Here is a 19,513-nt window from a genome sequence, read left to right as displayed (position 1 = left end):
AAAAGAAAATATAATTTAATAATCGTCAATATTTATTTTGGGGTTATTAATAAATATCAAATAGGCGACTATAATACTTAATAAACTTAATGAAATAGTTGAAACTATTGTATGGACAGATTCAAAAAATGAATTTAATTCGTTTATGTACGAAATAAAACTTAACAATGAACCAAACACAATAAAAACTAATAATAACATTGACATAATTCGAAGATTAGTGTGCCTAAGGAAAGCAAAAAGATAGATGCCTCCTAGTAAAATTACAATTGCAATTATACTATGAATAAAGTGTAATAAGTCTGGAACCAGAGGTTTTTCAAATATAAGCTCTAATTCATATCCTCTAAAATTTTCTTTATTGAGATGTACCTGTTTAAAAAACACGCCTAAGATAATGTTAAGGTATAAACATATAAATAATTCAATTGCAGGAAGGTTTATTTGACCCGAGATGGGATTATCATCATGACTTTTTTTCACTGTATTACTGTATAGTTTTATCGTTAAAAAAATTAAACAGACTAGCAAAGATAAACTAAACGCCATCTCAAGCGTTGTAAGCGTAAGACGATTTTCTAATTGAACATTTAATATTCCTATTACTAATTGAAACAAAAACAGAAACAAGCTCAATAATCCTAATATTATAAGAATCGTTTTTTTTCTGTAATTATTTCTAAAAGTAACAATGAAATTGACTAGGATTGTAGCCCCTAACAAAATAGTAAATAGTCGGTAAGAATATTCAACCATTGTATGATAATTAAAGGAATCAGGAAACCAATAACCATTACACTTTAACCAAGTGTTCTTACAAGCTATCGTTGAATTTGTAGATAATTTAATGTTCTCTAAAAGTAACGTTAAGAAAGTTAAAATCGTAGTTCCTAAGGAAAATAAAAAAGAAAATTTCTTTGTTAACATAAAAATATCGCCTCTTTGAATATGTTAGGTGCCTCGCTCTATATTATGAATACATGAGCATCTTTCATTTATAAGAAATACCACTATAAAGAGTAATAAGAGTAATTAATAATCCTGTTCCCAATTTTTTAGAAATATATATCTGTTACTTCAATAAATCCTATTTTTAATAATAGGATTTATTGAAGTAACTATATTTTCTGTAAAGGGCTTATGGTTTTGAAGTTTCAGAAGAATGCTTGTTACTTACAGGTGTAGGAATTTCATCCTTGGCTTGAAAGACATTTTCCTTGTAAGGGTCATTCACATTTGCTTCAGTCGAATTATATCCAGCTGTATTGAATCTGTCATCTCCTAATGCAGGTTGAGAATCTTTGAACTGTTTCTTCATGACGCACCTCCTAATGGGAATAAGTGTAGTATGCCCATATTCAAGGTATTTAATGATTAGCATATGACCACCCATTTCAACCAAAAGATTTACTAATTTATTCTTTCGATTCTTTCAGAAAAACATAATTTCACACTTTATATTTATTGGGCTTAAGCTTCTTTGCTTTTTATAATGATGATTAGTGTTGCTCAGAGGAATGTATATATGTTTTTATGTGGCCTTGAATTTCATAAAAAGGGAATTTATTCAAGAAAACTCAACTGTATTGATTTGAAATTTGTGTGTGTTTAAAATTGTAAAACATTTAATGTTTTACAATATGCTTCACTTTTATTAAAAGTAAGTTTATATCCTCTTATTTAAGGTACAGGCTTATTTTTTGACGAGTTACTTCTATATATTAAGGGAATTAAGTAAACGGATTTTTCTTTATACATCGACCCCCTTTTATAAAAAGAGAATTAATACACTCTTAAAATTAAAAATTAAATTTAATATTAAAAAGGCACATTTTTTATGTTCTTTTGTACCAGTTCTATTTGTTTTTCCAACTGTTTAATTTTCTTCTCTAATTGTAGTTTTTGATTTTCATCTTGTATTTCATTTAATTCTTTCTGTAACATTAAAGCTGTAATCAGCGACTGTAAAATACTCAATAACAGCGATTCCAAATTCCCCAATAATAACAGATAATCGTTTCAAGACAACATCATGGATGGAGTGGAGAAACGGTGCTGAAGATTGGGGAGTTTTTTATGATTAGAGAATTGTTTCAAAAAGGTTGGACGAAAACAGCTATTGCAGAAGCAACGGGTTTCGATCGCAAAACAGTCAGTAAATACCTAAAAGATAACCAGTTACCTAAGCGTAAAGGAAGTAAACAGAAAAAAGAAAGCAAATTAACCCCTTACAAACCGTACATACTTGGACGGCTTAAAGAGGGTACCACTAATTGCGTAGTCTTATTAGAAGAAATACAAGCAATGGGTTATGAAGGTCAGCTCACAATCTTAAGAGATTTTGTTCGTCCTCTTCGCCAACAACCAAAGAAACAGGCAACCTTACGGTTTGAAACGCCACCTGGAAAGCAAGCTCAAATGGACTGGGCGTATGTCGGGAAGTACTTAGTAAATGATGTGCTGCAAGATGTATATGGATTTATCATGATTTTGGGTTATTCCCGGATGAAATATGTAGAATTCACAACGAATATGAACCTAGAAACTTTAATGAAATGCCATATGAATGCTTTCTCTTATTTTAATGGGATACCAGACCAAATCCTTTACGATAACATGAAAACAGTGGTGATCAAGCACAGCCCAGTGGAAGTTCGTTTTAATCGGAAATTCGAAGATTTCTTGGCTTACTATGGAATTGTGCCAAAGGCCTGCCGTCCAAGGAGGCCTCAAACAAAAGGGAAAGTAGAAAGAACGGTAAAGTATTTAAAAGATAACTTTTTTCAAAGAAAACATGAACCAACACTGAATGCGTTAAACGAGGATATAAAAGAATGGTTAAATCAGGTGGCTAATAAAAAGGAAAATCAGACAACAAATGAAGCACCCTTTAAGAGGTTTGAGCAGGAACAGAAGTTCCTGAAGGCCTGGGGGGAAAAACCTTTATTTCCTACTTCCCATTGGGAGCATAGAGAGGTTAGTCGAGATTGTTTTATATCATACGGGGGAAAACAATACTCCGTTCCTTATCGTTATGTTGGACAGACCGTTAAAGTAAAGGAAACATTAAATCATCATATAGAAATATACGATGAACATGAATGTATAGCAAAACATCCTATTCTTACTGGAAACGCAACGACACATATCCGGATGGAACATTATCAAGGTTTACAGAAGACAGAGATGGGTCAGAAAGAGAAACACATTGAAGGTTTGGCGACCGATGTTTCTCAATCACAAGACCCATCCCCTAAAGTAGAGAAACGTCCTCTCGCTGCTTACGCAGCATTAGAAGAAGGTGAACATGTATGATGAATGAGCTCTTAATTGACCGGCTAAGGAAGCTTGGTTGGCACCATACAGCTAACCAACTAGATAGTGTATTAGAAGACGTATCTAAAGATAATGTATCATATTCTGAATTTCTTCACACCATCGTTTTACAGGAAATAGAGAAGCAAGAGTCGGGACAATTGGAAAAACGAATGAAACAGGCAAAACTCCCTTATAACAAAACGATTCACGACTTTGATTTTACATTTCAACCAAGTCTTAGTGAGAAACAAGTAAAAGAGACACTTACGTGCCGATTTATCTCGAATGGAGAAAATCGAATTTTACTTGGTCCACCTGGTGTAGGGAAAACGCATTTAGCTATTTCTTTCGCGGTAGAGGCCATTACCAAAGGATATACAGCTCTCTTCTTAACCTCAGATGACTTAGTAGAACAATGCCGAAAGGCAAATGAGAAAGGTACCCTCCATCGGCTTGTCAATCGATGGAGCCGGCCAGATATTTTAATTATAGATGAAGTAGGATATTTTCCATTTGACGAACTCACAGCAAATGTTTTCTTTCAAGTTGTATCTAAACGGTATGAGAAAGGAGCAATGGTTTTAACATCAAATAAATCCTATCTTGATTGGGGAAACGTCTTTGGAGATGAAGTGTTGGCAACAGCTGTATTAGATCGGCTTCTTCATCATGCGATTACATTTAATATAAAGGGAGATTCATATCGTCTACGCGAAAAGAAAAAGGCAGGAATTTATCCTGCCAAGTTGACTACTTAACCGTTTATAACGGGGAATTTGTTTTCGCTGATATTGGGTAAATTTAAAACGTTGTTGACAAAAGCTTTGTTTATAAACATATCTCCAATCTTTTCTAAACATTTTCCGGTGAATTGTAGAATATTTTTAAAATCATCTTCATTATTTATCTTTAAATTCATAATGACCCTACTCCTTTTTTCTTCAATTATTTTAAATTATGCAATTGAAGCTTGGAATGTATGGGAATTTTTATAAAAAAGTATGAACTTTACAAGAACTAAACAAAAAAACTGATGCAGACCTCTTTTTTTTAGATAATGGTTCTCTTTCGAATTTGAATAAGTATTTCACATAATCAAATACTAAGCTTTATTTTTTTAGTAAGTTATTATATAATCTAATCATCAGTTATTTGAAGAAATCATCTAAATAAAACACAAATCTCTATTTTTAGAGGTTTGTGTTTTATTTTCTTGTTGTCGTTTATCTATATGGTTAAGTCGGGTAAGTTAGGGGCATCATTGCCCCTGTCTCCCCTAAGAACCGTGCGATTCCCTTTTGAAACAACGGCATTTGCTTTATCTCGTATCCTTTACCCTCTGTCATACATTTTAATCTTACAATCTCCCTACAGTTTATCCAGATGACAGAGGGCTTACCAAGTTCTGCATCTTATAGATACAACAAGGTTAGGTAGGTTCTTTACTCTGGGCAAGATACGGGAAGCGCTACACCAGCATTATAAATCTACTTTTCCTCTTGCCAATTCCCAAGCAAATCTGTGCATGATCCTGGGCTAACTCTTACGAAGCATACAAACCTTCACTAATGTTCACCATACTCATCTTCCCTTAGCAGTGTTCCGAGTCGTGCATTGACTATCTGTTTCCGCATTTCCGCATGCAACCCACGAATCCGTTACCAGAAACGCAGTTTTGGACGGGGATAGTTTTTGCGTCTAAACTAGTGGCGTGAGCCACACCATATAAAAGCGACTTCTTGTCGCACTATAATAAGCATTAAAAGAAGAAAAACCATTGGCACTAATAATTCTGATAGCTTTAAATATGCTGTATATCTTAAAATGTAATAAAATTAAAATAAGACATGAAAGCTTAGCCATTAACTTTCTTCAATAATTATTAAAGGAACTAGCCATACTAATGTTTCCTTATAGTTAAGTAGATATCTTTCATATGTTGAATAAATGTCATATAAATAAAAAAGAGCAAACTTGGAAGTTTACTCTTTTTTTATTTATTAAATCTTATGCTGTTTGTGTCAGTTTCTTCTTCAGGACTTTTCTGTTCGTAATATAACGAGCAGTAAAATAAGAACCTAATATATAGATAACAAATAGAGCATGGAAAGAAGACGTCGCTACTATTGGAAGGATATAGAGCTGCACACACGCCTACTCAATCAGGAAAATGAAAATTAATAGTAGCTGTACTCATCCATGCTGCTAATTAGGTAATTATTTATCATTTTTAATTTTGTTATACTTCATTATTATGTTACTAATGCATAGAACCCATTACCCATATAGTACCTGCAACGATGACTATTGCTATAAAAGCTGCAAAAAGCATATTTCCAGATTGCCAAATACCATTTTTACTTTCGGTCATGTGCATAAACATATACAGCTGGATAGCAGCTTGAATGAATGCAAGAATAAATACAATAATAACAACTGTATTAAACGGCAAATTCATATATAACCCTACCCATAAGGCTATAAGTGTTAAAGCAATTGAAAGCATAAAACCAATTACATGAGACCATGGAAAATGATTATTAGCTGATTTACTAGCCATTATATGCCACCATCCCTAATAAATAAACACCCGTGAAGATAAAAATCCATACAAAGTCTAAAAAGTGCCAGTATAAACTAGATATAAATACCTTTTTAGCAGTATTAGGTGTTAAACCTGATTTAATTGACTCAATAAGAATTAAGATCATCCAACCGATACCAATTGTGACGTGAAGACCGTGTGTTGCGGTTATTAAAAAGAACGCAGACCAAAATGCATTTGTCCCAATTGAAGCTCCTTCTTCCACATATAAAATGAACTCACTGATCTCCATATATATAAAACCTAAACCGAACAGTAATGTAATAATCATCCATACTATCATAGATGTAAGATTGTTTCTTCTCATTGCATGGATTGCTAAGCCACAAGTAAAACTACTTGTTAGCAATAGGAACGTCATAATCAATACGCCTTTTAATTCAAATAACTCTCCAGGCAATGGTCCACCTGCTGTGCTACCACTAAGAGTAAAATAAGTTGCAAATAAGGTGGCAAATAAAGCAACTTCCGCCCCCAAGAAAATCCAGAATCCAAATATATTTAATCTACCTGTTTCAGACTGATATTCTAAGGGCGTGTCAGCACTCATATAATGATCATCATGTCCATGTGCCATATTTTACGCCTCCTCATAATGAAACCTTCTGTTCCGTATTTTTAATTTCTTCTACACTGACATAATAGCCTTTGTCCTCTTCATTTGAACGGATTGAACGAATTATCATACATGCAAATACACCAATAACTCCTAATATTGCCATCCACCATAGTTCAAAGACTAGCCCAAACCCAGAAACAAAGAAGAATGATGACATAATAAATGGTCGCCCCGAATTACTAGGCATATGAATTTTCTTATACTCAACCTTTTGCTTCTTACCTTTCTTTTGCTCTTCTTTCATGAGCCAAAAAGCATCTAACCCTTTAACTACAGGGATCTGGGCAAAGTTATAATGCGGTGCAACAGCAGTGGTTGTTGCCCATTCAAGAGTACGTCCATTCCACGCATCTCCACTAGTTTCTCTTTTAGCATAACGGAAGCTGTAGTAAATATTATAAACAAGAATCGCAAAACCAATTGCCATACCTACAGCGCCAATCGTGGAAAGAACATTTAATCCAGTCCATCCCTCTTCTGCACCATACGTATAAACACGCCTTGGCATACCTGCAAACCCTAAGAAGAACTGAGGTAAGAAACAGATATTAAAGCCAATTGCAAAGAACCAAAAACTCCATTTACCAATTCGTTCATTTAATTTATGTCCAAACATTTTTGGATACCAGAAAATCAGACCTGAGAAACAGGCAAACACAGTTCCAGCTATTAATGTGTAATGGAAGTGAGCAACAAGGAAGTACGTATTATGGTATTGGTAGTCAGCTGCTGCCATTCCCAGCATAACACCCGTTACTCCACCTATCACAAAAATTGGAATGAACGCAAGTGACCAAAGCATGGCCGTAGTAAATTCAATCTTTCCCTTATAAAGAGTGACCAACCAGTTAAAGATTTTAATTCCAGTTGGAATGGCGATGGCCATCGTTGAGATTGAAAAAATAGAGTTAACTCCTGCACTAGCGCCCATTGTAAAGAAATGGTGAACCCAAACAAGGAAACTTAGGGCAGAAATAGAAACAATGGAAATAATCATTGCTTTATAACCAAACAATGTTTTTTTGGCAAAGGTCGAGATAACTTCAGAGAAGATACCAAACGCCGGAAGAATTACAATATATACCTCAGGATGTCCCCAAATCCAAAAGAGGTTGGCCCAAAGCATTGGCATCCCACCGTCCATTAAAGTAAAGAAATGGGTTCCAAATAATCGGTCAAATGTCATTAATGCTAATGTGACAGTTAATACAGGAAATGCGAATACGATAATAAACGCTGTAATTAACGATGTCCATGTGAACATAGGCATACGAAATAATGTCATACCAGGCGCCCGCATTTTTAAAATAGTAACAATAAAGTTAATTCCTGTTAATAAAGTGCCGATTCCAGAAAGCTGAAGACCAATTAAATAATAATTTGTACCTGGTCCAGGACTTCCCTCATTTGCTAAAGGTGCATAGTTTGTCCATCCAGCGTCTGGTGATCCGCCAAATACAAAAGAAATGTTAAATAACATTGCTCCAAAGAAAAATGTCCAGAAGCTTAACGCGTTGAGATATGGATAAGCTACATCTCTAGCACCGATTTGCAATGGAACCACTACATTCATTATTCCAATTAAAAATGGCATAGCCATAAAAATAATCATAATGGTACCATGTGTGGTGAAAATTTCATTATAATGTTCAGAAGTTAGAACCTTAGAATTAGGTAATGTTAGTTGGGCTCTCATTAATAATGCATCTACACCGCCACGGAACAGCATTAGAATAGCTGAAATAATGTACAGAATCCCTAATCTTTTATGATCAACTGTTGTGAGCCATTCCGTCCATAGCCATTTCCATTTTTTAAAGTACGTTAAAACAAATAGAATTCCGATAACAGTGAGTAAAATTGATATATTAGCTCCAATAATCATCGGATTATTCAGAATTAAATTATTCTTAATAAAATCAATCATCTTGGGTTCCTCCTTTCTTAGTTAGAGTGCGATCCATGCTGGGAACTAGAGCTTGATTCGCCTTCTACTTGGCTATCATCATTTGTATTTTGTTTTTTTTCAGGATTAACTGAAACATCATATTTTTCACGAACTCTTAATGCATATTCCGAAGATGTTGCATGGTCTACGATATTTAAGTGAGTAGATGAAAAAGTCATCTTCTTAGCTACTTCAGGCATCATTAATTTCTCATACTGTTTTTCAGTTAATTTCGGTGCATTTTGTTGAGTGTCTTTTACCCAATTCTTATAATCTTTTTCTTTTTGGGCTAAAACAGTAAAGGTTTGATTTGCAAAACCTTCCCCTGTAAAGTTGGAGTTTCTACCCTTGTAGAGTCCAGGTTCATCAGCTTGAAGATACAACTTATTTTCCATCCCAGCCATTCCATACTTTTGACCACCGAGTTGTGGAATCCACAAGGAAGACATAGAATCCGCGGAAGTAATTTTGAAAAGAATTGGATGATCTTCTGGGATATTTAAATAATTTACAGTTTCAATATTTTCTTCTGGATAACTAAATATCCATTTCCAGTCAACTGAAGTAGCGTAAATAACGATTGGGTCTTTATCACGTGTTGACTTTGGTGGTTTTTCCAGTTCATACAATGCTTGTACTGTCGGAATCGATAAAGCGCTAACAATTATAATTGGAATTATGGTCCATATAATCTCCAACTTTGTGTTACCATGCATGTTAGGTTGATAGTCTTTATCTTTAAATCCAGGACGATTACGATATTTAATAACAACCCAGGTAAATAAGACGTAAACAACGATAATAATTAATAACATCCAGAGAATTGATAGCATAATAAGATCACTTTGAATCTTAGCCACTGGTCCTTTAGGGTCTAAGATGACCAGGTTACTACAACCACTTAAAACCAATAAACCTACTCCTAAAATAAGGGTTAACAACGGTTTGAATAGATTATGTAATGTTAATCTTTTGAACATATTTGTTCACCTTCCTTTCTAAACTACCAATCATAAAACAAATTACTATTGGCAAAACAGATTTAATATTTACGTACATATACTATCAAAAGTCGTAAAAGTCAGGGGCTTGTAACACAAAATTTTTTTCCTCATTTAATCAATATTCGAAAAATAGACTTAATAATTTCATAAATCAGTAACAAATATCATGTAATTTCTTCATATTTACATGATTAAAAGCATTTTTGAAGATTTTTTTGCATTTATAGAAAATATGACTATGTGAATTTTTATTATTATGTAATGGCCAATTTAATGATTTTTACTCTATAATTTTTCCATATTTTATAATATATTTATATATAGTAAATTCATAGAAAGGGTTTTTATATGTGAAGAAGGAAATTAAACTTAAAAGAAAATTTTATGTAATGATAATTCTTATGTTAGTAATTATTGCTTCTTTTTTTGTTATTGTGGAAGTAAGAGGGAATAAGCAAGCAACCAGTCAGCAAATATTACTAAACGCTAGTCCATTACCATTAAAATCAATAAGTGATTTTAATCATTCTAAAAAACAAATAAAAATATTAGATCAGAACATGTATTTGTCAAACACAGTTAGTAACCAAAATCAGCAAATTACCCAACCTATTTATCTTACATTTGATGATGGACCCACTCCTGACACATTAAAAATTTTAGAGATACTGCGTAAGTATGATGTAAAAGTTACTTTCTTTATGTTGAAAAATCAAATGGAATCTTATCCTGATATTGCTAAAAAAGTAGCTGAAGAAGGTCATGCAATTGGATGTCACGGTGTCTCACATGATATCAATATCATTTACAGTAAAGATGGAACTGCTTTACAAGAAATGCAACAGTGTCTAGCAACTGTCAAAAAAGTAACAGGTATAGATAGTAAGTTAATTCGGGTACCGTATGGTAGTGCTCCTTATCTAAAAGAACCGCATCGCACAGAATTACTTAGCAATTTTCAACTATGGGACTGGAATATTGATAGTGAAGACTGGGCTTTACGTTCTGCACCTAAGATAATTAACTCAATAAAGCCACATATTCAAACTGTTTATCAAAACAATCGTACACCAGTTATTTTATTTCATGATAAATCATTTACTGCTCAGTCATTACCTCAAATTTTAAAATATATCAAGGAAACCGGATATCAGTCGATAGAAATTGATGACTCGATGGAGCCTATACAGTTTCCAAGTCGCAGTTAATAAAAAAACACCCTTCAAAATGAAGGGTGTTTTTTACAATAGATTATAATTTCAGCCTGAATTTTTCATTATTTAAGATTCATTGCTTTAACAAGGGCGTTGTGAATATAAGTGTTTTCATAAACACCTGTGAAAAGTTCAGACCGTGCTCCCGTAGCATTAAGTGATATATCTGAAGAAGTATGTCCGCCAGTAGTCCAATCTACCATAAATTGTTCTTTAGAACTAGCAATGTTGAAAGGGCCATCCTCTTTGGAGACACCTTCACCAGATTCATCGCCCTTATCTGTCGTTTCGAGTGAAAGTCCACCAGTTGCATGATCAGCTGCAACAAGAACTAATGTATCTGGGTGGGTCTTTGCATATTTTTTGGCCATTTTTACGGTATTATCTAACTGTTGTCCAGCTTTTATCATAAGTGAAGCATTGTTATTGTGAGCCATTTCATCAATACCCTCTTCTTCTACTACAAGAAAGAACCCTTTTTTATTTTGAGATAACGTATCTATTGCTTTTTTTGTCATGTCTGGTAAAGAAACAGAAGGATTGTATACATCCCCTTCACCTTCAGGAGCTTGTTGGAACATTTCTTCATTGGCAAATAACCCTAGAACTTTTTGACCTTTTGCATATTTTAATTGATTAGCATTATCAACATACGTATAACCCAACTTCTGAGCTTTGGTGACTAAATTACCTTCTGTTCCTTTGCTGCCCTCTTTTTTATCTTCTGGAGGTGCATCTGGGTAAGAACCTGGATTTCCTTTTGGATACCAATAATCCTCCCCACCACCCAGAATAAAATCTATCTTGCTACCTTCAAGGTATTGTTTAGCTATATCACTTTGAGCGTTTCGATTTGAAACATGGGCGCCAAAAGCAGCAGGAGTGGCATCCGTCACTTGGCTTGTTGTAACTAATCCTGTTGCTTTTCCGGACAACTTTGCCTTCTCAAGAACCGTTTGAACTGGCTTCCCTTTCATGTTGACACCAATAGCTCCATTATAGCTCTTTACACCTGAAGCCATTGCTGTAGCTGCTGCAGCTGAGTCTGTTACAAAAGAACTTCCTGAAGACGTATGAACCCTACCTGCAGCTGGCATATCGTCCATAGCAAGCTTACCATTTGTTCCAACGGTCGCAAGACGAATAGCATTACGATGATCCGTTCCCATGCCATCTCCAACAAATAGAATGACATTTTTCGCTTTCCCATTGTTCATTGCAGTAGCAGCCTTTACATTTGAGTGAGTAGTCGTACTTAACGTTAACACAGCAATCGTTGCAACGGATAAAACAGCAGTTCCTATTAAGCGTTTTTTCATTTTTTTACCCTCATTCTTTAAATTTATTGTGAAACTATTAATCTAACCTAAGCTTAAATTTCATGTATTAATTTTAATTAAAGAAGAGGTTAAGTATATGTAAAAATAATGTTGATATAAGTCTCGTAAAAGGAGATGTACTTAAATCACAGCATAAATTTAAAGGTTTAAAAGAATTAATAAAAAGGAGATAGTTTACGATTTTATAAGCAGTGATATTCTAAAGTTTATAAGATGCCAATGAGATGGATATGAGTTAAGAAGACCAGTTTACGCTATTCGTATGAGTTCACCAAGTGCTATGATAACCACTACGAAACCTATTGTTATATAAATAAATGGTTCCCCTTATGCTAAAAAACACCGTTCGGTTGTTGAACGGTGTTAAAAGCAGTTGTTTAGCTTTAAGTTAAACATGTTTAAATAGTGCCTACTTTGTCTTTTACAATGTTATATTCATCATTAAGGCTAAATATAGGGATACTATAAAACATATAGTAAAAAGCAGGCTAGAAAATGGTGAAGATTTTTTAAAAAAGCTCATAATAATCATTGCTATAAAAATTAATGATATAGCAAATAAAATGATCCCTTCAAATGATAAATTAATTTCAGGGTGTAAGGGAACACCTATGTCTTGACCAAGTATTCGTTCTATCCATTTTGGTATTACCATAAAATTTATATTATCAGGGGGCGATAAAGTACCTAAGACTCCTGTAAATGCAAATACAAAGAGTAAAACAATACTTTCCACCTGTACCCATGATTTTGGATTAAAAGATGGAGAAGATGATATTTTTTTTGTAAGAATTCCATTAATCAAAGCAAATGCTAATACAGGTATAAGGCTAATATGTTTGAGCAATAACATTTGGCCATAAGGTATTGCCCACACCATAAAATATTCTTTAGGCTCTATAATTTTAAACATCAGTATTAAACCACTACCAATAACTAAAGTTAGGCAACCAATAGCTAGTGGGGTAAACCACTGTAAGAACGTTGACCAATTCTTCTCTCCTTTTGAAAACCAACCAACATGAAGAATTATTCCACTCCAAAGTGAAACCATTAAGAAATGAATAGAATGTGATAAAAAGCCTGTCCAGAAAGATAAAGAAGAAACATGGCTTGCATAACCAACAGCACCAATCATTAATAATAGCCAAAAAGATTGAAGGTATTTAGATCCTTTAAAGTAAAGAGTTAACCATAACAAAATTCCTATAATGCAAGTAAAGACCCAAGCTTTTCCTATCTGAAAATTGGTAAGAACAGATAAAGTAGTTAATCTAAATCCCATATTATTTGAAAAGTAAAAAATAACTTTTAACACAGGAATTAATGAACAGACAATAATTCCAAGAGTAGATAGAAGTAAAAGCTGTTTAGGAACAGAAACTTTTGGTTTTTTTGAATCTGAAACAAATTGTAATGCTACGTGTCCAACTAGAAAAGAAAAAAGAATGTAATTTAAAATCTCCGAAATAGGCGTAAGAATATTCATTATTTATTTTTCTTTTTTAAGGATACAAAGAATACTACAATTATAATCAAGCCTAATATAATCACAATTGTTATGGGAAAAGAAGAGTTATTTTTTGTTTCCTCACTCTTACTTTGCTGATTAATCGATTGTTTTTCAAGTTTGTTGTTTTCTTCCTTTGTACCAGCTTTCCGTTCGGTTAAAGAATCTTCGTTCACTTCTTTTTTCTTAGCTTGATCCACTGAAAATGGGATAACTCCCGTTATGGGATGCCCATCCTTACCAACAATTTTCCACTCTAACTGATAAGAACCATTTTCCAGAGGAGTAGAAAACTCTCCAATCATTTGTGATTCCATTACTTTTAGCCGATCAAACGGTACTTCCTTATTATCCTTCATCAATTTCATTGTGCTTAAGCTTTCTATTTTTGTTTCAAAAACTGTATTGACTTCAAATAAGTTCTTTTTCACTACTTCTCCCTTGCTAGGAGTAGACGAAGCTAATCCTGTATGGGCTGAAGCTATTGTAGGCACGAGTAGAAACAATAGGAGAAAAGAAAATAAACTTTTTTTCATTTAATATCACCTTCCATTTTTTATAGATATTTTACACTATAGCCAATTCATTATAGCATCCCTCTTACGAGTGATATTCCTTCATTATCTACAACTTTGTGTCTTAACAAGGTAGTAATTATAATCAAAAACGAAATTAATAAGGGGATGTAAAGATAAGATAATTTTATATATTTTTCTCTGAATGTTGATTCTATAATAAGATTACCTACCTTTTTTGTATTGAGTACTAAAATTCAGGTAATGTACATAGTACTCTTTGAGAAAGATGACTTAAAAAGGGGGTGTCTATATTGAGAAGAAGAAGGAAAACTAATATAAATATAATAATAAAGATTCTCGTCATTTTGTTTCTTTTTGTCCCATTAGTAGTTAGTTTATTATATGGTAATATACCCTTCTATAGAAATAATTACTTAAGCAATGCAGATCAAGGGAGAATATTATACAATCAGCAATTGTCTACGCAGAACCAGTTGAAAGACAATTCTAATCAAATACAAAATAGTTTTTTACCAACTCATTATTCAGCTAGTGAAGCTAGATATTATGTAAAAAAAGATATGAGCTTTCTTCATGTGTTACGCGACACATTTATACTTTTTGGCGTTGCCATTTTATCTATCATAGTAGATCGGAAATTGGGTTTATTTGATGGAGTTTTCAGAAGGTAAATATAAATTTATAGTTTGAATTTTACTAAATAATTAAAATAAGTTTAGGTAAGTCAAGTTGTATAATTTATGTTCCCTACGATTAAATATGAAAAGACATAGAAACAACCTCTCAAGACATCAGAATCGAGGAGGTTGTTTTTTGGAGTCATAATTAATAAGCACTTTATTTATCAAGCGTGTCTCCATGTAGTAGGCTGATTTGTTTTTGGACAATTCGGAAATACTTCTCCTTGTTTAAAATCAACATGTTCACCGTCTTTATCAACATAATGACCCGTTTCGGTTACTTTATCCCCTGTTTGATGTTCATGATCTGCATGCCTCCATGTAGTAGGCTGGTCTGTCTTTGGACAATTCGGAAATACTTCTCCTTGTTTAAAATCAACATGTTCACCGTCTTTATCGATATAATGACCAGATTCAATTACCTTATCTCCTGTTTGATGTAAATCCTTCGTAGTATGCAAAGTTATTCATCCTCTCGAGTTTAATTTAGATTTAAATAGTGTTCTTAGATAAAATAACCTATTTAAATCTAAATTAAACATTATTAATTAAAGTAAGAAGACTAGGGTATGAAAGACTTCACTCTATCTTCTATGCGTTCTAAATAAAATGTACAATCTCGAATACATAGAACAAGCTAAAAGTTTTCATATATGAAAAAATAAGATGTCCAAACACATCTTCAAAAGCACTTATTATTATCTAAGCACGGATAGGAGAAAGGAATCTAATTATAGATAATTGATAAAGTCAATTTTGGGGTTAATCTTATCTACTTACCAATTAAAGAGGATAGATTTTTTTACTTTTTGGAATGTGAAAAAATGCAACTTAATAATTTAACAAAAGGTTTTATGGTTTATTTATGGGCTAATTGTAGAATATAAATACTAATTTATTAATTAGAAACAAAAAAATAGGAGATGAAGTACATGAATTCAAAAGAGAATTCACATAATCATAAACATTCACATGGTCATTCGCATAATCATGGTAAAAATGCTAATAAACAGGCGTTAAAACTTTCTTTTTTTATCATCACCACATATATGGTTATTGAAGCTATTGGTGGTTTTATGACAAACAGCCTTGCTCTAATTTCCGATGCGGGTCACATGTTAAGTGATGCTGGAGCTTTGGGGTTAAGTTATTTAGCGATGACTTTTGGAGAACGAAAAGCGACTGAATTTAAGACTTTTGGTTATAAAAGGTTTGAGGTTTTAGCTGCATTTATTAATGGTCTTACCCTAATCGTGATTTCTTTGTATATATTCTGGGAATCATATAAACGCTTTTCACAGCCACCTGAAGTTCAGAGTTCAGGAATGATTATTATTGCTTCTATTGGATTAGTCGTCAATATTATTGCTGCCTATATCCTAATGAAAGGTGATAAATCGGAAAATCTTAATGTAAGGAGTGCTTTTCTTCATGTAATTGGGGATTTACTGGGTTCTGTCGGTGCTATAATTGCAGCTTTATTAATTATGTTTTTCGGATGGACCTTAGCTGATCCAATAGCGAGTGTACTAGTGGCTATTCTTATTATTATTAGCGCTTTTAGGGTAACTCGAGATTCCATTAATATTTTAATGGAGGGAGCTCCCTCTCACATTGATGTCACTCAGGTACGGGAGGCTCTTGTTGCTATAAATAATACACTAGAAGTACATGATCTCCATATTTGGGCCATTTCATCAGATGTCCCTTCTCTCAGCTGCCATATCGTAGTTAATGACTTGAAAAGTAGTTCTATGGTTATGAACAATGCTAAAGAAATATTAGAGAAACAATTTAAAATAAAACATACTACTATACAGATAGATAGTCCGGAAACTAAGTGTGATATTGAAGAACATTAAAATGGCGAAAAGAAAATATGGGATGTTGTCAGAGAAAGATCTATAAAATAAAAAAACGTCCTATTACTAACGGGGGCACTGAAAAAGTCCCCTTTTTTCAGAACAACAATATAGTCATAAAAAAACGGACCTCTAGAATCGCTTCTAAGGCCCGTTTCTTGTTTGAGGATACATTTAAGCACCACCAAATTTGTTAATTTTTTCACAAATGAACACTTTTTCAGTGGCTTTATTATTAACAGGACGTTTTTTTCTAAAATTTTGAGTATAAGGGATTAATCCCTATCTTCCATCTTAAGCGATTATATTGTAACATAAAGAAATTAGAAATTAAAAAATCCTTTATACCTTATTTACTTGTATAATTTATATTACTGTATTAGCTTTGTCTTATTATTTATATATTCTTCTATCTTTATGTTTAATACTACCTCCCTCGCTGTCGCTGCATTCTTTATTTAGTTTCTAACTTATATTTTTTGTAATAAATAAAAAATTATCATTTTTATTTTACTAAATATTAATCATATCATTCTTAGAAGAATTTTAAAGAGATTGAATTTTTAATTCTCAAAATGATTGTTAATCTATTGTTTTACCCACAAACATTCATATGTTATAAATTACCAATAAGTATAGTGTAACATCATGTTATTCTTTTATAAAAGTAAAAATAAACCAATAAATAAGAATCAATACTTAAGATTAGTATGCAACTCAATTCAATAAAAAATATATACATTTGTAATTCACTAGTGAAATTCAAGCTGAAAGATCATTATCATTCTCAAGAAATCTGGAGGTTTTAGAAGTGAAGACATACTGGATATTTACTTTATTGCTTACTATTTTATTTTTATTACTTTTAACTATTCTTTATAGTTATTCTTTCTCAAGAACAGGGATAATCTTCTTAGGTGTTGTGACAATTATTCTTAGAATCTTAGGGTGGTGGAATTATACATTTAACTATAATAAAAAGAAATTTACTAAGGATAATAAGGTGTTTCGAAATTTATAAATGACGGTCAAAAGTATTTTCATACCATCATTCTAAAGACTATAATTTATGTATCACAAATGAACTAAAAAACTAAGTAATATAAATAAAGCTATAACCTATTTAGAAATAACTGTATAAAATAAACCCCAAAAGGCATAAAGATGCTTTTCACATCCTTATGCCTTTTTAGATAAAGGGATTCGAATTGTAAACGTACTTCCTTGATTTATCTGACTTGTAACCTCAATTGTTCCACTATGAGCTTCTACAATTAATTTAGCAATAGCTAAACCTAATCCATTCCCCCCAGTTTGTCGGTTACGTGATTTATCCATTCTATAAAATCGATTAAAGATTAGATCATAATCTTCTTGTTTAATTCCTATACCTGTATCACGAACTTTAAGAAATAAGGTTGGGCGTTGTTGATATAAATCAATCGTTACATTCAGGTAGATATCTCCGCCAGGTAGAGTGTATTTGATACCGTTATCTAACAAAATGTACAGCAGCTGTGTTAATTTTTCAGGATCCCCTTGTACTATAATAGATTCAGCAGCATCTAAATGAATATTAATATTTTTTTCTTTAGCAAGAATCCTTATTGAATCAATTGCTTGTTCAACTGGAGAGCGAAAATTGAACGTTTTAATTGTTTTTTCAAGTTTATTTGAATCTGAACGAGCTAATGTTAACAAATCACTTACTAATTTAGTCATACGCTTCACCTCATTCCTCATATTATGGAGAAGTTTCTGAGTGAAGTTATTTTTTTCGGTATCAATTGTCATTTCAATTGCGTCTAGAGAAGACAACATTACGCTTAAGGGCGTGCGCAATTCATGAGAAGCATCAGCAACAAATTGACGTTGCTTTTCGAAAGAATCTGTAATAGGAAGCATAGATCTCTTAGACATCAAATGGCTTACAAATAATGTGATAACAAAAAATAAAACAACTAAAATTATTAAAACCACAAGAAGCCAATGAAATAATTGATAAGCAAACGATATATCCTTACCTATATACAACATCCCTATGTATTGGTTTTTATGAAAAATAGGATGACCAGCTATCATAAGCCGCACTTCACGAGACTTTTGAGATCTACCCAAAATAACATTATCTCTATCTCGATTAATTTTTAATTCAGAATAAGTTATATTCAACTTTTCTTGATGTGTATCAACTTTCCTTGGGTTCCATTTTTGTAAAAGTTTCAATATTTGGGGCCGTAGTTGAATATTTACTTCATCTGCTATAATTAAATTCTTTTCGGAGTCTTCTATATAATAAAAAAATTGGTCAGCATCTTTTTGAGTTAATTCATGTGTCTGAATATCATTTAATTTCTTTTCTTCCTTTTGTTGTGTTAAATAATCTTCCACAATATTCTTTTTGCTCTCTGCTATATTTTCTAATTTATGCTCTTGAATTTTCATGGTTCCTATGTAAAGTATTGAATAAACAACCACTACAAAAAGAATAAGAAAAGTCATTATTAACCCACTATATAGAAAAGTTAAGCGATTTTGTGTACTTTTAAATATATTTATTCTCTTATAATTAATTAAATTTTTAGGTGACCTTAGGAAATTAAGTTTCAAATTTAAACCAATCCTATTTACTAAAGTATAGTGACATACTACTACGTATAATTTATTTTAACAGATATTAATTAAGGATATGTGAAGGAAGTGTTACAGATTTATGGTTAAAATTTTTATTTTCATGTATAAATTTATTATGCCAATAGGTTTCTTTATTAATGAGACAATTAAATGAAAATATTGTTTTAATTTACATATATTAAATAAAATATTTTACTTTTTGGACCTAATAGTTATTATTTTCCCCTAACATAAGAAAGA

At 32.4% G+C, this 19,513-nt stretch carries 16 protein-coding genes; 4 read left to right on the top strand and 12 right to left on the bottom strand.

Features of this window, described 5'->3' with window-relative positions; translation table 11 throughout:
- Positions 1-15: 15 nt before the first annotated feature.
- Together OK414_RS28375 and OK414_RS28370 are read right to left on the bottom strand one after the other, a co-directional pair.
- The gene (locus tag OK414_RS28375; protein ID WP_205663150.1) at positions 16-927 is read right to left on the bottom strand and encodes a COX15/CtaA family protein; all 912 of its coding nucleotides are present in this window, start codon (positions 925-927) and stop codon (positions 16-18) included.
- 211 nt (positions 928-1,138) lie between these two features.
- On the bottom strand, positions 1,139-1,318 hold the full coding sequence (locus tag OK414_RS28370) for a hypothetical protein (RefSeq protein ID WP_205663149.1): 180 nt from the start codon (positions 1,316-1,318) through the stop codon (positions 1,139-1,141).
- A gap of 734 nt (positions 1,319-2,052) precedes the next feature.
- Here OK414_RS28370 and istA point away from each other — a divergent pair.
- Both istA and istB read left to right on the top strand, forming a co-directional pair.
- Positions 2,053-3,315 carry an IS21 family transposase gene (gene istA / locus OK414_RS28365; protein WP_080967575.1) on the top strand — a complete coding sequence of 421 codons (1,263 nt, stop codon included), beginning with the start codon at positions 2,053-2,055 and terminating at the stop codon, positions 3,313-3,315.
- Complete coding sequence (gene istB / locus OK414_RS28360; RefSeq protein ID WP_047932902.1) at positions 3,312-4,076, top strand: IS21-like element helper ATPase IstB; 765 nt, start codon at positions 3,312-3,314, stop codon at positions 4,074-4,076. Before istA ends, istB begins: the two co-directional genes overlap by 4 nt.
- Here istB and OK414_RS28355 read toward each other — a convergent pair.
- The 5 genes from OK414_RS28355 to qoxA all read right to left on the bottom strand — a co-directional run bounded on the left by OK414_RS28355 (position 4,073) and on the right by qoxA (position 9,470).
- A complete protein-coding gene (locus tag OK414_RS28355; protein ID WP_205663148.1) occupies positions 4,073-4,237 on the bottom strand; it encodes a hypothetical protein in 165 nt (54 codons plus the stop codon). The genes istB and OK414_RS28355 overlap by 4 nt on opposite strands.
- Before the next feature lie 1,341 nt (positions 4,238-5,578).
- Positions 5,579-5,878, bottom strand: a complete 300-nt coding sequence (gene qoxD / locus OK414_RS28350) for a cytochrome aa3 quinol oxidase subunit IV (protein WP_205663147.1) — start codon at positions 5,876-5,878, stop codon at positions 5,579-5,581.
- Complete coding sequence (gene qoxC, locus OK414_RS28345; RefSeq protein WP_234943557.1) at positions 5,871-6,500, bottom strand: cytochrome aa3 quinol oxidase subunit III; 630 nt, start codon at positions 6,498-6,500, stop codon at positions 5,871-5,873. The genes qoxD and qoxC overlap by 8 nt, the downstream gene beginning before the upstream one ends.
- Before the next feature lie 13 nt (positions 6,501-6,513).
- Positions 6,514-8,469, bottom strand: coding sequence for a cytochrome aa3 quinol oxidase subunit I (gene qoxB, locus OK414_RS28340; protein WP_205663146.1), 1,956 nt, complete (start codon positions 8,467-8,469; stop codon positions 6,514-6,516).
- Positions 8,470-8,486: 17 nt separating this feature from the next.
- Complete coding sequence (gene qoxA / locus OK414_RS28335) at positions 8,487-9,470, bottom strand: cytochrome aa3 quinol oxidase subunit II (protein WP_205663145.1); 984 nt, start codon at positions 9,468-9,470, stop codon at positions 8,487-8,489.
- A gap of 374 nt (positions 9,471-9,844) precedes the next feature.
- On the opposite strand from qoxA, the gene OK414_RS28330 reads away from it, so the two are divergent.
- A complete protein-coding gene (locus tag OK414_RS28330) occupies positions 9,845-10,702 on the top strand; it encodes a polysaccharide deacetylase family protein (protein WP_234943556.1) in 858 nt (285 codons plus the stop codon).
- A gap of 68 nt (positions 10,703-10,770) precedes the next feature.
- On the opposite strand, the gene OK414_RS28325 is transcribed toward OK414_RS28330, so the two are convergent.
- The 4 genes from OK414_RS28325 to OK414_RS28310 form a co-directional block, all read right to left on the bottom strand.
- The gene (locus OK414_RS28325) at positions 10,771-12,027 is read right to left on the bottom strand and encodes an alkaline phosphatase (protein WP_205663144.1); all 1,257 of its coding nucleotides are present in this window, start codon (positions 12,025-12,027) and stop codon (positions 10,771-10,773) included.
- Positions 12,028-12,469: 442 nt separating this feature from the next.
- On the bottom strand, positions 12,470-13,537 hold the full coding sequence (locus OK414_RS28320; protein ID WP_205663288.1) for a copper resistance D family protein: 1,068 nt from the start codon (positions 13,535-13,537) through the stop codon (positions 12,470-12,472).
- Positions 13,537-14,094 carry a copper resistance protein CopC gene (locus OK414_RS28315; RefSeq protein ID WP_205663286.1) on the bottom strand — a complete coding sequence of 186 codons (558 nt, stop codon included), beginning with the start codon at positions 14,092-14,094 and terminating at the stop codon, positions 13,537-13,539. Before OK414_RS28315 ends, OK414_RS28320 begins: the two co-directional genes overlap by 1 nt.
- Before the next feature lie 847 nt (positions 14,095-14,941).
- Positions 14,942-15,238: a hypothetical protein gene (locus tag OK414_RS28310; protein WP_205663284.1), complete on the bottom strand. Its 297-nt coding sequence runs from the start codon at positions 15,236-15,238 to the stop codon at positions 14,942-14,944.
- 471 nt (positions 15,239-15,709) lie between these two features.
- On the opposite strand from OK414_RS28310, the gene OK414_RS28305 reads away from it, so the two are divergent.
- Complete coding sequence (locus OK414_RS28305; RefSeq protein ID WP_319638217.1) at positions 15,710-16,639, top strand: cation diffusion facilitator family transporter; 930 nt, start codon at positions 15,710-15,712, stop codon at positions 16,637-16,639.
- Between the two features lie 1,179 nt (positions 16,640-17,818).
- On the opposite strand, the gene OK414_RS28300 is transcribed toward OK414_RS28305, so the two are convergent.
- Positions 17,819-19,141, bottom strand: a complete 1,323-nt coding sequence (locus tag OK414_RS28300) for a sensor histidine kinase (RefSeq protein WP_205663280.1) — start codon at positions 19,139-19,141, stop codon at positions 17,819-17,821.
- Positions 19,142-19,513: the final 372 nt, after the last annotated feature.

This window comes from Priestia sp. JV24, from assembly GCF_025910025.1.
GTDB lineage: Bacteria > Bacillota > Bacilli > Bacillales > Bacillaceae_H > Priestia > Priestia megaterium.
The sequence above is the reverse complement of the archived record's forward strand: the minus strand, read 5'-3'. Positions and strand labels throughout refer to the sequence as shown.

Coding starts and splice junctions, on each gene's coding strand:
- OK414_RS28375 (WP_205663150.1), bottom strand. CDS start 927: ATGTTAACAAAGAAATTTTCTTTTTTATTTTCCTTAGGAACTACGATT.
- OK414_RS28370 (WP_205663149.1), bottom strand. CDS start 1,318: ATGAAGAAACAGTTCAAAGATTCTCAACCTGCATTAGGAGATGACAGA.
- istB (WP_047932902.1), top strand. CDS start 3,312: ATGATGAATGAGCTCTTAATTGACCGGCTAAGGAAGCTTGGTTGGCAC.
- OK414_RS28355 (WP_205663148.1), bottom strand. CDS start 4,237: ATGAATTTAAAGATAAATAATGAAGATGATTTTAAAAATATTCTACAA.
- qoxD (WP_205663147.1), bottom strand. CDS start 5,878: ATGGCTAGTAAATCAGCTAATAATCATTTTCCATGGTCTCATGTAATT.
- qoxC (WP_234943557.1), bottom strand. CDS start 6,500: ATGGCACATGGACATGATGATCATTATATGAGTGCTGACACGCCCTTA.
- qoxB (WP_205663146.1), bottom strand. CDS start 8,469: ATGATTGATTTTATTAAGAATAATTTAATTCTGAATAATCCGATGATT.
- qoxA (WP_205663145.1), bottom strand. CDS start 9,470: ATGTTCAAAAGATTAACATTACATAATCTATTCAAACCGTTGTTAACC.
- OK414_RS28325 (WP_205663144.1), bottom strand. CDS start 12,027: ATGAAAAAACGCTTAATAGGAACTGCTGTTTTATCCGTTGCAACGATT.
- OK414_RS28320 (WP_205663288.1), bottom strand. CDS start 13,537: ATGAATATTCTTACGCCTATTTCGGAGATTTTAAATTACATTCTTTTT.
- OK414_RS28315 (WP_205663286.1), bottom strand. CDS start 14,094: ATGAAAAAAAGTTTATTTTCTTTTCTCCTATTGTTTCTACTCGTGCCT.
- OK414_RS28305 (WP_319638217.1), top strand. CDS start 15,710: ATGAATTCAAAAGAGAATTCACATAATCATAAACATTCACATGGTCAT.
- OK414_RS28300 (WP_205663280.1), bottom strand. CDS start 19,141: ATGACTTTTCTTATTCTTTTTGTAGTGGTTGTTTATTCAATACTTTAC.